The sequence below is a fragment of the Candidatus Paraluminiphilus aquimaris genome, assembly GCF_026230195.1.
Taxonomy (GTDB): domain Bacteria; phylum Pseudomonadota; class Gammaproteobacteria; order Pseudomonadales; family Halieaceae; genus Luminiphilus; species Luminiphilus aquimaris.
This window is the reverse complement of the sequence record NZ_CP036501.1, coordinates 605,647-619,324: the sequence shown is the minus strand read 5'-3', so window position 1 is coordinate 619,324 and position 13,678 is coordinate 605,647. Positions and strand designations below refer to the sequence as shown.

Below are 13,678 nucleotides of genomic sequence, written 5' to 3'. Positions count from 1 at the left end.
TCGCTACTTCAAGCCGCGCGATTGCTTAATGAGATCGTATGCGGTGGTTATATTTTGAGAACGTTCGGTGGCGAGCTCAACCATTTCCTTCGGAACGCCGTTCGCGCTGAGTTTGTCCGGGTGATTCTCACTCATTAGTCGACGATAGGCTTTTTTCAACTCACGATCGTCAACATCGGGTTTGACCCCTAAGGCTTGGTAGGCCTCGGCCAATTGACTGCGCTGCGGCTGATACTGTCGGCGCTGCTGCTGGCGCTGCCCGCCAAAATTTGCTTGCGCCGCCACCATACTCACTATGCGCTGCAGTGCCGTCTCGGAGATCCCTAGCGCGCGAGCAACTCGAGAGAGCGCTTCTTTCTCAGCCCTGTCCAAGCGGCCATCGGCCAGAGCCATACTGGCCAAAAACAGCATCAACGTTTGGGAGGTGTTGGGGCGCAATGCCACAATTCGTCTAAAACGGGTCAGTTCCGGCGCGGGATCAAAAGTCGCCTCGGCACCCCGCTTGAATCGCTTAATCGCACCCTCACGCTGTGAGGGTGTCAACCGTAATTGAGCAAACATTGCCTCGGCCTGCGCGATCTCTGTCTCCGACACGCGACCATCGGCTTTAGCGATATACCCCAACATGACAAACGTCGTATCAAAAAACTCTTGTTGCAACTCATGGAGCCCATCGGGGCCCGTCATTCTTATGGCCCGCAATAGGCCAGAATCAAAGAGGTGTCCAACTAAAAATCCAACAAAGCCACCGACAACACCTAATGCAGAAAACCCAATGAGCGTCCCTAAAATTTTCCCCAGGAAAACATTCATTTTTTCCCTCCTCGGTGTTTTACACCGGCGTAATGATCAGCAAGCGAGCGCGGGAGTGTTCGAAATCGTTTGTAGGACCATTGATATTGTTGATCGCGCCCAGAAATCAATTTTTCAATATCTTTATTCATAGCCTGTAACGCTGTCTTCAAGTCTTTGTCATAGATCGATTCAGAGACAGGGTTATAAACCACTTCCCAACCGCCAGAGACCCGGAAGACACCTGCAATCAAGGCTCTAGCACCCGATTTAGAAAGCAAATTGGCGCACAAGCTTGCCGTAAAACAATCGACGCCCATGAAGGGCACGTTGAGACCCGCCGATTCATGACTGGGCACCTGATCAGGCAAAATACCCGTCAAACCGCCCTGTTTGAAATGCCTAATCAACTTTACCAAGCCTTTCGGCGTGGTCGGCACATATTCACCACCAGGGCGTTGCCTGTTTGCAAGTACCTCTCTACCAACACTTGGAAGCTTCGGTGGCTCGAACAGTCCAAGTAGATCTCCCTGCGTTACCAAGTGATGAGGCAAAACCTCCCAGTTTCCTACATGAGGCGCCAACACCAGAACACCTCGCTTATCGGCTAGCGCCTCATCAAAGTGCGCTTGCCCTACGACGGAGACCTTGGACATGACGTAATCAGAAGAGCGCCTCCAAACATGGCCCAACTCACTGATCAGCGCCCCTTGCTCACTGATGGCGGCTTTTACCAAGGCCTCGCGCTCTGAAGGCGATCGATCTTGATAGGCCAGTTCAATGTTACGCCGAATAATACGGACTGTTTTGGAGTTCATCGCATATAAAAGACGTGCAAGCAGACGACCGCAGCCACGAGCCGTTTCTAAAGGCAGTACCGACGAAAGGCGCAAACTCGCCCTAAGCACGCCTGCCGCAAGACGATCCTTGATCAAAAACTTCGCTGAATTGTGACTCTTTGACACCTAGATGCGCTTAATTGCCGATGATTGCTCATATTATGCCAGTGCTGGCCACTGTATACTCGCGTCTTCGATGTATTGGGACATTTACGTGAGTTCACCACTAACATTTCAACAGCTCATTCTCGAACTCCAAGCCTTTTGGGGGGAGAACGGCTGTGTCATTTTACAGCCACTAGATTTAGAAGTTGGCGCGGGCACGTTTCACCCGGCTACGTTTCTTAAGGCCTTAGGCCCCGAAAACTGGAACTCCGCTTACGTGCAACCTAGCCGACGGCCCCAAGACGGCCGATATGGCGAAAACCCTAATCGACTGCAGCACTATTATCAGTTTCAAGTGGTTATGAAGCCATCGCCAGCGAACTTCCAAGAGCTTTATTTAGGTAGCTTGGAGCGACTAGGCTTAGACCCTCTCAAACACGACATTCGGTTTGTTGAAGATAACTGGGAGTCGCCCACGTTGGGCGCCTGGGGATTAGGATGGGAAGTTTGGCTTAACGGCATGGAAGTCTCCCAGTTCACTTACTTTCAGCAGGCAGGTGGACTCGAATGCTTGCCCGTCACAGGTGAGATTACCTACGGAATAGAGCGACTAGCCATGTACATACAGGACGTTAAGTCCGTCTATGACCTCGTGTGGACCGAGACACCAACCGGCGTCATCAAATACGGTGACGTCTTTCATCAGAACGAAGTTGAAATGTCGACGTTTAACTTCAAAGAGGCTGATGTCGATCACTTGTTTGCTCACTTTGATTTCTGCGAGAGCGAAGCCGAGCGGCTTGTCGCACTTGCCCTACCACTGCCTGCTTATGAGTATGTGATGAAAGCGTCGCACACGTTCAACCTTCTTGATGCGCGCCATGCGATCAGCGTGACCGAGCGCCAACGGTACATCCTGAGGGTTCGAACGATTGCCCGCGCGGCAGCAAAAGGTTACGTGGCCGCACGTGCCAAACTGGGCTTCCCTCTGGCGGACGCCGACCTTGCCGAAGCTGCATTGGCTTCGCTGGCAAAGGAGGCCCAAGCATGAGCAAAGAAACGATTTTATTTGAGCTGGGAACGGAAGAGCTTCCAGCCGGTGAATACGTGCATATGGCAGAGGCTCTTGCCGCAGGCATTTGTAGCGGCCTCAAAGGTCACAGTTTGCACTTTGACGAGGCGAGAGTGCTCGCAACGCCTCGACGCTTAACCGCCATTATTTCGGGTGTCTCCAAGGAAGCGCCTGACACTGAACAAGAAATTTTGGGCCCGCCTATTGCAGCGGCCAAAACAAAAGAAGGCGACTGGACACCTGCTGCAATCGGTTTCGCCAAGAAGCAGGGCATAGCCGTTGACGCGCTCGCTACCATTGCCACCGACAAAGGTGACAGGCTTGGCATAGTAAAACGTGTTCAAGGCGCCGTTTGCGCTGAGGCATTGCCAGAGATTGTTCGACAAGCCGTGGCACAAATCCCGGTCTCCAAGCGAATGCGGTGGGGTAGGGAGCGTCACGAGTTCTTGCGCCCCGTTCAATGGCTCATTTTATTGCTCGGTGACGACGCACTCGATGTGTCGCTATTTGGTCTTCAGTCTGGTCGGACGTCACGTGGTCATCGTTTTCACGGACAAAGCGAAATCAACATTCCCAACCCAGAATCTTATGAAGCACTTCTACGCGAGCAATACGTCATTGCAGACCACAGCGAGCGCAAAGCCCTGATTCGCCAACAAGTCGAGGCTTTGGTGTCGAATACTGAAACCGCCATTATCGATGAAGCATTACTCAACGAAGTCACCGGTCTTGTAGAGTGGCCCGTTGCATTACGAGGGGGCTTTGACGAGGCGTTCTTGTCGGTCCCGCGCCAAGCACTTGTCTCTTCGATGCGAGAGCATCAAAAGTATTTTCATATCGAAACGCTCGACGGTGCTTTAGTTCCCGCTTTCATCACCATTTCCAATATCGAAAGCTCAAACCCGCAAGCAGTCGTCTACGGAAACGAGAAGGTGATACGCCCTAGATTGGCGGATGCCGCATTTTTCTTTGACACAGACAAAGCAACGAGTCTCGCTGTAAAGTCTGAGCGGCTTGAAAGCGTTCTGTTTCAACGCGACTTGGGAACCCTGGCAGATAAGCAGCGCAGAATTGCGCAACTGGCTGTCGCTCTAAGTGGCGCGCTCGGCGCAGACGAGGCAACTGTCAGTAGCGCAGGCGCTGTCTTAAAAGCCGATCTCGTGTCCGATATGGTCGGAGAGTTCCCCGAATTACAGGGTATTGCCGGTAGGCACTACGCACTTAACGACGGTCTTTCTGATGGAGTCGCAGACGCTATCGAGCAGCATTACTGGCCTAAGTTTTCGGGTGACCAGCTGCCGCTAACACCGGAATCCGCTGCACTCGCCTTAGCCGATCGGCTTGATACGCTGGTGGGTATCTTTGGCATTGGACAAAGCCCAACAGGGTCAAAAGATCCCTTCGCCCTGAGGCGCGCATCAGTCGCAGTCATAAGGCTTTTACTGGCTTACGCGCCAGAATCCGATATCAGAGGGGTAATTGGGCAAGCAGCGTCTGAGTTTGACAGCGGCATCCTATTGGCAGATACCGTCGACACAGTTTTACATTACTTACTTGAGCGGCTGCCCGCACATTACGAAGAGGTCGGCGTATCGGTTGATATGTTAAGAGCGGTTACCGCTGTAGGCACTCAAACTATTGGCGATATTGACGGTCGAAGCCAAGCCATTCAGGGCTTTGCAGGGTCTGAGGCTGCGATGACACTTGCGGCGGCCAACAAGCGTGTAGCCAATATCCTGGCAAAAACTGGCGAAACCATCGGTAATGTTGATCCGGCACTATTCGAAATGTCCGCCGAAACAACATTGTATGAATCGCTTGAAAAAACCAAAAATAAACTCGATAAGGCGCTAAGTGTCTCGAACTACGTTGAATCGCTTAATTGCTTGGCAGGTCTAAGAAACGATGTCGATGCGTTTTTTGAGCAAGTACTCGTCAACGCAGACGATGACGCGATACGGTTAAATCGTTTGGCATTACTGAAAGCATTACGTAATCAATTTCTGAGGGTTGCCGACTTGGCGGTGCTAGCAAGATAACCGAGGTTCTTTTCGATGGGTTTAGACGCGCTGGTCGTTAGTTTAGTTCTAGGCATCCTATTTTTGGCGGCCACGACATACAACAATCGAAAACATCGCCAATACAAGGAAAGTGTGAGTGAGGCGTTGACCCGTGGAGACGTGGCGAAAGAGGGGTTAGAACAGCTCAAAATAGAAATGGCCGCGCTAAATGAGCAACTCTCTGCCTCCGTTGCTCGGGAGGAGGGACTCAAGGCCACGCTTTCGATCAAGGAAACAGAGCACACAGCGAAGCTTGCGCTACTTGAAGACGCTAAGAAGGTTCTCAAGTTGGAGTTTGAAAAAGCGGCGCAGACCTTGGTGAGCCAAGGAGAAAAGACGCTTGCCTCACGGAACCAGGAATCGCTGGATCAACTTCTGAAACCGCTCTCTGAGAAGATCGATGGCTTTCAATCGAGAGTAAACCAAGTTCATACCGACCTTACTGGGCAAAACGCCGTCCTTAAAACGCAAATAAAGCAGCTTCACGACATGGGCCAAGTGATGTCTTCAGAGGCAAGCAATCTCACCCAGGCGCTCAAAGGTGATAAAAAATTGGTTGGGAACTGGGGAGAAGCCCAGCTTGAGAGAACTCTTGAGCTTGCGGGCCTTCGCAGAGGTGAACATTATGAGGCGCAACAAGCCTTCAAAGGCGAAGACGGTCAGCGCTTTCTTCCTGACTTTGTCATTTTCCTCCCACAAGACAAGCACGTTGTCATCGATAGTAAGGTGTCATTGGTCGACTATGAGAGAGCCATTACTGCTGAGGAGGACGCGGTTAGGACACAAGCATTAGTGGCGCATGCTAATGCGGTAAAGCGCCATATCGACCAGTTGTCAGACAAAGACTATGCAAACTTAGCCGGCCTGCAAAGCCCAGACTTTGTCCTTATGTTCATGCCGGTTGAACCCGCCTATATCGAAATCATGCGGACCAACCGCGATCTGTTCAATTACGGCTACAAGAAAAACGTTATTTTAGTCTCGCATACGACACTCATGCCTATTTTAAGGACGGTCGCCAACTTGTGGATGGTTGAACGTAGCAACGAAGAAGCCCGCGAAATTAGCGACCGGGCAGGCGATATTTTCAATGCCGTGTGTTTGGTTGCAGAGCGGATGGAAAACGTGGGTAGTGCGCTTTCGCAAACCACAAAACGTTACAATGATGCGGTTAAAAGCTTGGTCGGACGGCAGGGGCTTCACGGCAAAGTCGATCGCTTCCAAACGCTATCCACACGCGTGTCAAAATCATTTCCAGAAAACATAGACGTCCTCCCGGAACAGACAGACGCCAATCAACTGTCTCTTGCCACCGACAAAGGCAATACACCAAAGGAAGACAAACCAGACTAAGCCACTAAGCCACTAAGCCCCATATAAACAAAGGCTTACGGCCGAGCGGTTACTTTAAACGTCGAGATTCGCAACGGCCAATGCGTTGGTTTCAATGAAGTCGCGCCGTGGTTCAACGTCATCACCCATGAGCGTCACAAACATTTGATCAGCACGAATCGCATCTTCAATTGTCACGCGCAACATTCGTCGGGCATCGGGATCCATCGTTGTTTCCCACAGCTGGTCTGGGTTCATCTCGCCTAGGCCCTTGTACCGCTGAATCGAACAACCTCGACGCGCCTCGTCTAGAAGCCAGCGCATTATATTTGCGAAGTCGGAAGACGCGAACACCTTCTCTCCCCGCTTCACAAAACTGTCGGCGCTTACGGCGTCCGCCAAAAGTGCACCGAGCTCTGTCAGGTCACGGTATTCATTAGAACTAAACAGGTTGTGTCCCAAGACAATATCAGTAGCCACACTGTGAGCGGTGCGTCTGACCACGACGTAGTAGTTGCCTCGCTCTGGATCACGTCGCAGTAAACACTCATAAATGGTATTACTTCCCGTTATTGATAGTAAGCGCTCACTTAATGCATCAGAAAACGCCGCAACGGAGGCTTCATCGCCCATAGCATCCACATGCAAACGGGCGGTATAAACCAGCTCCCACAAAATATCTGCAGAATAAACGCGACTCAAACGCTCAATGGTGTGCTGTGCGTGCTGATAGCGCGACACAATATTTGCAAGACCTTCGCCTGAGAGGCCGTCACTGTTTTCATCTTTATAGAGCGTCGTATCAATTAATGCGGCGTTCGTTAGATATTCAGCAAGTCCCTCTTCATCTTTGAGGTACTGACTCGTTTTACCCCGTGTCAGCTTGTAAAGTGGCGGTTGAGCGATGTAAACATGGCCCCTTTCGACCAGCTCGCGCATTTGACGGAAGAAAAACGTCAACAACAAGGTACGAATGTGGGATCCATCAACATCCGCGTCAGTCATGATGATAATTCGGTGATATCGCAGCTTATCCGGGTCGAATTCGTCTTTGCCGATACCGCAACCAAGAGCCGTAACGATGGTGCCCACCTCGGCATTACCCAACATTTTGTCGAACCGAGCACGTTCGACATTCAAGATTTTTCCTTTTAGGGGCAAAATCGCCTGAAATTTACGATTTCGGCCTTGTTTCGCCGATCCACCCGCCGAATCTCCCTCAACCAAGTAAAGTTCGCATAACGACGGGTCTCGCTCTTGGCAATCTGCTAGCTTTCCAGGCAGGCCCGCAATATCAAGCGCGCCCTTGCGCCGCGTCATCTCTCTCGCTTTTCTGGCTGCTTCCCGCGCCCTTGCCGCGTCAAGCATTTTCCCAACGATTAACTTCGCATCACTTGGATTTTCTAAGAGGAACGCGCCAAACGCCGCGCCCATAGCCTGCTCAACAATGGGCTTAACCTCGCTTGAAACGAGCTTATCTTTGGTCTGCGAGGAGAATTTAGGGTCGGGGACTTTAACTGAGACGATAGCCGTTAGTCCTTCTCGCGCATCGTCACCCGTTGTATTCACTTTCGCTTTCTTTGCTAAGCCCTCTCGCTCTATATAGCCGTTAAGGCCTCGTGTTAAGGCAGAGCGAAAACCTGCTAAGTGCGTTCCGCCATCGCGCTGTGGAATATTGTTGGTGTAACAGAAAATGCTTTCCTGAAAACCATCGTTCCATTGCAAGGCCACTTCCACACCGACGCCATCATCGCTTTGCACGTCAAAATGAAAAACCTTATTGATGGGTGATTTGGCTTGGTTCAGAAAATCGACAAACGCGCTCAATCCACCGTCGTAGCAATAGGTTTCGCTCTGACCGCTGCGCTCGTCGGATAAAACAATTCTTACCCCCGAGTTCAAAAAAGCGAGTTCCCGTAGTCGCTTCGCCAGCACATCAAAGTGAAACTTAATATTGGAAAACGTCTCGGCTGAAGGCTTAAACCGAACAGACGTGCCAGAGTCTTGGGTCTCACCTATGACCGACAAGGGCGCATCGGGGACACCGTGCCTGTAAATTTGTTCGTGGAGCTTTCCCTGCCTGCGAATGGTCAAACACAACTCTTCAGACAATGCATTGACAACCGACACACCCACACCATGGAGACCGCCGGAGACCTTATAGGTGTTGTCATCGAACTTACCACCCGCATGCAGCACCGTCATGATCACTTCTGCCGCAGATACGCCCTCTTCATGCTGCTCAGTCGGGATGCCACGCCCATCATCACTAACGCTTACGGATTCATCAGGGTGAATAACAATATCTATTTGGTTGCAGTGTCCGGCCAAAGCCTCATCGATAGAATTATCAACAATCTCAAAGACCATGTGGTGCAGGCCTGTGCCGTCATCGGTGTCGCCGATGTACATACCCGGACGCTTTCTTACCGCATCAAGGCCCTTCAGAACCTTAATACTTGATGAATCGTAGTTGCCTTCTTCTACGCCGGGTGTTGTGTCTTCCATGAGATCTCCTTTAACTCCCGCCTATTATGCCACTTAATTGCCATCTATGATCGTTCCGTGTTCCACGTGGAACACATTTGACAATCTATTTTCAGTCCACGCGGACGCGCCTGTCGCATCAACCATGGTAGCGAGGACCTGAAAGCCATCTGACACCATGTTACGAAACAACCCCGCAGCATTATTCGCATCAAGTTCGGCAGCCACGTCATCAACCAACAACAGCGGCGAAACACCTGTATCACGGCGCATAACGCGCGCCTGAGCAAGCTTCGTCGCCGCCATCAAAACGCGCATTTGGCCACGTGATAGCACTTCGTGTGCAGGCGACCCCTCAACCATGAAAACCACATCACCCCGATGCGGACCGACCTGTGTAAACCCTCTTTGCTTATCTGAGTCAGACGAAGCGCTCAGCGCGTCATAAAGCGACAAGCCACCACCCCAACCAGGTCGTTGAAGCAATTTCCACGAGGGCAACGAAATATCCACATCCGACAAAACACCTTCGAGCGCTTTAGCTAACGAGACGACCGCGCGCGATCGGGCCGCACTCAACAACTCCCCCGTCACTGCCAAATCTCGAACCCAAACCGCATCGTCAGATGAGCAGCGATCCCGCAACAAAGCGTTTCGCTGTTTGAGCGCATTTTGATAACGACGGGACATCTGTGCAAAGTCTTGTTCCACGTGGAACACAAACGAATCGATAAACTTTCGGCGACCCTCAGGCCCATCGCGAATAACATTCAACGTTTCTGCATTCATCACAACCAAAGGCATCGCCTTAGCCAGTTCAGACAACGTTTTTACCGGTGTGCCTGAAATTCGCGCCTCGCCACCACCGCCACGATCGCGGCGCACACCCAAAATGGCTTTTGCCGGCGCCGATAGGCGCCCCACTACTTGAACGAATGAGGACTCACGCTGAATAACGTGGTTAATACGGTGGGTAGAAAACGGCTTACCTGTCCCGAGTAGATGAACAGCATCCAAAACACTGGTCTTACCCGCGCCATTATCACCCGTAAACGCTGTTAGTCCCTCATCAAGGGACAGTGACATTGCGGTGATATTTCGGAAGTTCTCAATCGAAAGCTGGTTAAGCAACGCGTGCAAGAACCTTAGAGTCGCATGGGCATAACGACGTAGAGAGCCTCTGCCTCGCCGCTGACAGCTTCCCCTTCTTCGATCAATGCAGAGCTCGCCGAGTCCGACAAGGACATGCGAACCGTATTGCCCGACAAAACACCCATGACATCGAGCAAGTAACTGACGTTAAAGCCAACCTCAAGTACCTCACCGGCGTAATCAACCGGCACCGACTCCTCGGCCTGCTCTTGCTCTGGGTTGTTCGCCGTTATCTCTAAAGCCCCATCAGACAGAGACAATCGCACGCCTCGGTACTTCTCATTAGATAAAATGGCGGTTCGCGTAAAGGCTTGCTTCAACTCCGATCGATCACCTGAAACGGCTTTGTCTGGGGATTTTGGCAATACGCGCTCATACTCAGGAAACTTTCCATCAACCAGCTTTGAGGTAAATGTAAACTGATCGGTCACGGCTCGAATGTGGTTCGAACCAACAATGAGTGTTACTGACCCATCGCCGTCTAGCAGGCGTGCAAGCTCTAATATGCCCTTCCTCGGCACGATGACTGACTTGTCCTCTGCGGCCAACTCCCCCGGCGCAGTGCAAAGCGCCAACCGATGACCGTCGGTTGCTACAAAGCGCAAACGTCCAGCCTTAATCTCCAAGTACATGCCATTGAGGTAATAACGAACATCCTGCTGCGCCATGGCAAAGCCAGTGCGCTCGATCATCTGGCGAACAAGCGATTGCGACAGCTCTAAATCAACCTCGCCCTCACCGGCCTCGACCGTGGGAAACTCCGCTGCAGGCAGTGTTGATAAAGTAAACCGGCTGCGTCCCGCCTTCACCGTAACGCGGCCGTCTTCGACACTAAAGTTGATGTCGACACCGTCAGGGAGACTTTTACATATATCGACTAACTTTCTGGCGGGGACAGTGATATCGCCGTCTGGACCCGCATTGACAACCTCAATGCGCCCAACAAGCTCTACTTCAAGATCTGTGCCGGTCAGTGACAACCGATTACCTTCCAAGCTCATCAACACATTGGACAGGATAGGGAGCGTCTGCCTTCGCTCAACTACACCTGCTACCAAATTAAGTGGCCGAATAAGCGCATCCCTAGATACCGAAAACTTCATTCTTTCTTTCTCTCTTTTTCAGCAACCCGCTGCCATATTACGTTGTTAGCAAACGTAGCAGGTTTTTGTAATCTTCCCCAATATCGGACGTCGTTTCTCTTAACTCCGTTATCTTACGACATGCGTGCAGCACTGTCGTGTGGTCTCGACCACCAAACGCATCGCCAATTTCCGGCAGGCTATGATTTGTTAGTTCTTTTGATAAAGCCATAGCCACCTGCCGTGGCCTAGCAACAGACCTATTCCTCCGCTTAGAAAGTAGATCTGCGACCTTAATCTTGTAGTAGTCCGCCGCAGTGCGCTTAATGTTATCAAGCGACACCTGCTTGTCTTGAAGCGCAAGAAGGTCTTTTAAACTCTCTTTAATAAGGTCTATGTCAAAAGGACGGCCCGTAAAATTCGCACTCGCAATAACACGTTTTAACGCACCCTCGAGCTCGCGAACATTCGAGCGAATCCGCTGCGCTATAAAAAAGGCCGCTTCATGAGAGATATTAATACCGGCTTGCTCCGCCTTCTTCATCAAAATGGCCACTCGGGTTTCAAGCTCAGGTGGCTCTACTGCAACAGTAAGCCCCCAGCCAAAACGACTTTTCAGGCGCTCCTCAACACCATCAATTTCTTTTGGATAGCGATCACAGGTGAGTATCATTTGTTGACCACCTTCCAGTAAGGCATTGAATGTATGGAAGAATTCCTCCTGGCTTCGATCTTTATTAGCAAAAAATTGAATATCGTCAATCAAGAGCGCATCGACTGAGCGGTAAAACCGTTTAAAGTCGTTAATCGCATTTAATTGCAGGGCCTTTACCATGTCCGCTACGAACCGCTCGCTATGCAAATAAACGATCTTTGCATCCGGCTTGCGTTGCCTTAAGGCATTACCAACGGCGTGCATTAAATGCGTCTTGCCCAAGCCAACGCCCCCGTATAAGAACAGTGGGTTGTAGGCATCTCCCGGACTTTCTACCACTTGCTGGGCTGCCGCCAGCGCTAATTGGTTGCTTTTTCCTTCAACAAAACTGGAAAACGTATACCCGTCCACCAGATTATGCTGGTGCGAAGGAACCACCACCCTTTGCTCTCTTGGCTGACTGACAGGCCTCTGAGAACGGGCACTTAAACTAAAATTTGTTGGCGAGTTCAGGTTTGGCTCAAACTGTTTAGGTGCGGCAGCGGCGCCTTGATTCAACCCCCCACTCTCGCCCGTTACTACCCTTAGCGTTCGACTCTGCACATCTGTGCTCAACATCGACAAGCATTCGCTGATCAGATGACTGTACTTATCTTCAACAAAGTCTCTAATGAAGCGGTTCGGTGCTCTTAAAACAAAGGCGTTTCGATCCTCCACAGGCGTTAGTGGTCTCACCCAGGTATTAAACTGAACTTCTGGCACCTCTCGTTTGAGCTGATGAAGACATTCATCCCAAAGGCTTTGATTGCTAGCTGGCAGGTGGTCGATCGAAGTTGGTTGCATTTTATTATGTAATCTTTGCTATGAATGGCTGTGACGACTTGAACGGCCGCCATTAATCGTACATTTCCGTGCGGCTGTGGCCGATAAAACATCGACGCTGTGCTAATTCGTTAGTCTGCGCCTAGTTATCCACAAATTTATCTCCAGATCAAGAACAATTAAAACGATAGAAATCAATGGCTTATGTTTTTTTTGGGGAAACTTAAGAAACAAAAAAAATCAAGCTCTAGAAGGGGTTTTTCTGTGAGTTTCTTGTGTATAAGTTATGGACTTTGTGTTGCAAAACCATTGCAACCGGGTTGTCTATGACAAGTGACCCCCATGATCTGGTCCTCGAGACGTTAGCAGGCACTCACGCAAAAATAATTTATACACGGCGCGCCATTATCATTTGTGGTGTATTGCCTATTGCCAGTAACTGCTGAGATACCTATACTCCGCCCCCCTAATTTCACGACTGTCTACCAAAGGCACCCAGCATGAAGCGTACATTCCAACCCAGCGTTTTAAAGCGCAAGCGCAACCACGGTTTCCGTGCACGCATGGCTACAAAGAATGGCCGTAAAGTTTTGGCGCGACGACGTGCGCGTGGACGTCTCCGTCTGTCAGCGTAAACCCCTGTGGGCAACAAGCCCATGAGCACCTCGTTTCCAAAACACCACCGACTACTCGACAAAAAAGCCTTTAGCGCTGTTTTTGACGGTAACCCCGTAAAAGCAAGCGGCGCTTCAGGTATGTTGCTCAGTATTTCGTCGAGTGAGGAGCAGTCACGACTGGGTGTCATTGTCGCTAAAAAGAATGTCCGACACGCTACTCAAAGAAATCGAATAAAGCGCATTGTCAGAGAACACTTTCGCTTAAACCCCCTTCCTACGCCCATTGACATCATTTTTTTAGCCCGGCGTGGCGTCGCTGACAAGTCCAATGCTGAATTACGTGAAGACATCGCGGCTGTTTGGCAAAAGCTCGTCAACAAGAGGGAGCGCGTCTGATGCGATCACTGTTTCACCGGTTTACCCTCATCGCCATCATCGCACCCATAAAGCTCTATCAGCTCTTCATCAGCCCATTTATCGGTAACCGATGTAGGTTCCACCCCAGTTGCTCCACCTATGCGATTGAAGCCGTTAGTGAACACGGGGCGATAAAAGGCAGCATTCTGAGCATAAAACGCATTTCTCGCTGTCATCCATGGAGCGACGGCGGTTATGATCCTGTTCCAGATACCGTTGACAACCCAAGTAAAAACGACCAATAGA

At 50.8% G+C, this 13,678-nt stretch carries 12 protein-coding genes; 6 read left to right on the top strand and 6 right to left on the bottom strand.

Going from position 1 to position 13,678, the window contains the following annotated elements:
• Positions 1–3: 3 nt before the first annotated feature.
• Positions 4–813, bottom strand: a complete 810-nt coding sequence (djlA, locus tag E0F26_RS02775) for a co-chaperone DjlA (protein WP_279242523.1) — start codon at positions 811–813, stop codon at positions 4–6.
• Positions 810–1,757 (bottom strand): lysophospholipid acyltransferase family protein, encoded by a 948-nt coding sequence (locus tag E0F26_RS02770; RefSeq protein ID WP_279242522.1) that lies wholly within the window; start codon positions 1,755–1,757, stop codon positions 810–812. The genes djlA and E0F26_RS02770 overlap by 4 nt, the downstream gene beginning before the upstream one ends.
• 70 nt (positions 1,758–1,827) lie before the next feature.
• Here E0F26_RS02770 and glyQ point away from each other — a divergent pair, with 70 nt between their 5' ends.
• Genes glyQ through E0F26_RS02755 form a run of 3 tightly spaced genes read left to right on the top strand, consistent with a single transcriptional unit; the run spans position 1,828 to position 6,221 of the window.
• Positions 1,828–2,787: a glycine--tRNA ligase subunit alpha gene (gene glyQ / locus E0F26_RS02765; protein WP_279242521.1), complete on the top strand. Its 960-nt coding sequence runs from the start codon at positions 1,828–1,830 to the stop codon at positions 2,785–2,787.
• Entirely contained in the window at positions 2,784–4,847 is a 2,064-nt protein-coding gene (gene glyS, locus E0F26_RS02760) for a glycine--tRNA ligase subunit beta (RefSeq protein ID WP_279242520.1), read from the top strand. The genes glyQ and glyS overlap by 4 nt, the downstream gene beginning before the upstream one ends.
• Positions 4,848–4,862: 15 nt before the next feature.
• Positions 4,863–6,221 carry a DNA recombination protein RmuC gene (locus E0F26_RS02755; protein ID WP_279242519.1) on the top strand — a complete coding sequence of 453 codons (1,359 nt, stop codon included), beginning with the start codon at positions 4,863–4,865 and terminating at the stop codon, positions 6,219–6,221.
• Positions 6,222–6,275: 54 nt separating this feature from the next.
• Here the strand turns inward: E0F26_RS02755 and gyrB are convergent, their stop codons facing one another.
• From gyrB to dnaA, 4 genes are read right to left on the bottom strand one after another with little or no spacing between them, the layout of a single operon-like run.
• Positions 6,276–8,708 (bottom strand): DNA topoisomerase (ATP-hydrolyzing) subunit B, encoded by a 2,433-nt coding sequence (gyrB, locus tag E0F26_RS02750; protein ID WP_279242518.1) that lies wholly within the window; start codon positions 8,706–8,708, stop codon positions 6,276–6,278.
• 33 nt (positions 8,709–8,741) lie between these two features.
• Complete coding sequence (gene recF / locus E0F26_RS02745) at positions 8,742–9,818, bottom strand: DNA replication/repair protein RecF (RefSeq protein WP_279242517.1); 1,077 nt, start codon at positions 9,816–9,818, stop codon at positions 8,742–8,744.
• Positions 9,819–9,832: 14 nt separating this feature from the next.
• A complete protein-coding gene (gene dnaN, locus E0F26_RS02740) occupies positions 9,833–10,942 on the bottom strand; it encodes a DNA polymerase III subunit beta (RefSeq protein WP_279242516.1) in 1,110 nt (369 codons plus the stop codon).
• A gap of 37 nt (positions 10,943–10,979) precedes the next feature.
• On the bottom strand, positions 10,980–12,419 hold the full coding sequence (gene dnaA, locus E0F26_RS02735) for a chromosomal replication initiator protein DnaA (RefSeq protein ID WP_279242515.1): 1,440 nt from the start codon (positions 12,417–12,419) through the stop codon (positions 10,980–10,982).
• Between the two features lie 479 nt (positions 12,420–12,898).
• Here dnaA and rpmH point away from each other — a divergent pair, with 479 nt between their 5' ends.
• The 3 genes from rpmH to yidD are packed head-to-tail and all read left to right on the top strand — an operon-like array spanning position 12,899 to position 13,677.
• The gene (rpmH, locus tag E0F26_RS02730; RefSeq protein ID WP_153994520.1) at positions 12,899–13,033 is read left to right on the top strand and encodes a 50S ribosomal protein L34; all 135 of its coding nucleotides are present in this window, start codon (positions 12,899–12,901) and stop codon (positions 13,031–13,033) included.
• Between the two features lie 21 nt (positions 13,034–13,054).
• On the top strand, positions 13,055–13,411 hold the full coding sequence (gene rnpA / locus E0F26_RS02725) for a ribonuclease P protein component (protein ID WP_279242514.1): 357 nt from the start codon (positions 13,055–13,057) through the stop codon (positions 13,409–13,411).
• Entirely contained in the window at positions 13,411–13,677 is a 267-nt protein-coding gene (gene yidD / locus E0F26_RS02720) for a membrane protein insertion efficiency factor YidD (RefSeq protein ID WP_279242513.1), read from the top strand. Before rnpA ends, yidD begins: the two co-directional genes overlap by 1 nt.
• The last annotated feature ends 1 nt before the right edge of the window (position 13,678 follow it).

Coding starts and splice junctions, on each gene's coding strand:
- djlA (WP_279242523.1), bottom strand. CDS start 813: ATGAATGTTTTCCTGGGGAAAATTTTAGGGACGCTCATTGGGTTTTCT.
- dnaA (WP_279242515.1), bottom strand. CDS start 12,419: ATGCAACCAACTTCGATCGACCACCTGCCAGCTAGCAATCAAAGCCTT.
- glyS (WP_279242520.1), top strand. CDS start 2,784: ATGAGCAAAGAAACGATTTTATTTGAGCTGGGAACGGAAGAGCTTCCA.
- E0F26_RS02755 (WP_279242519.1), top strand. CDS start 4,863: ATGGGTTTAGACGCGCTGGTCGTTAGTTTAGTTCTAGGCATCCTATTT.
- gyrB (WP_279242518.1), bottom strand. CDS start 8,708: ATGGAAGACACAACACCCGGCGTAGAAGAAGGCAACTACGATTCATCA.
- rpmH (WP_153994520.1), top strand. CDS start 12,899: ATGAAGCGTACATTCCAACCCAGCGTTTTAAAGCGCAAGCGCAACCAC.
- rnpA (WP_279242514.1), top strand. CDS start 13,055: ATGAGCACCTCGTTTCCAAAACACCACCGACTACTCGACAAAAAAGCC.
- glyQ (WP_279242521.1), top strand. CDS start 1,828: ATGTATTGGGACATTTACGTGAGTTCACCACTAACATTTCAACAGCTC.
- dnaN (WP_279242516.1), bottom strand. CDS start 10,942: ATGAAGTTTTCGGTATCTAGGGATGCGCTTATTCGGCCACTTAATTTG.
- yidD (WP_279242513.1), top strand. CDS start 13,411: ATGCGATCACTGTTTCACCGGTTTACCCTCATCGCCATCATCGCACCC.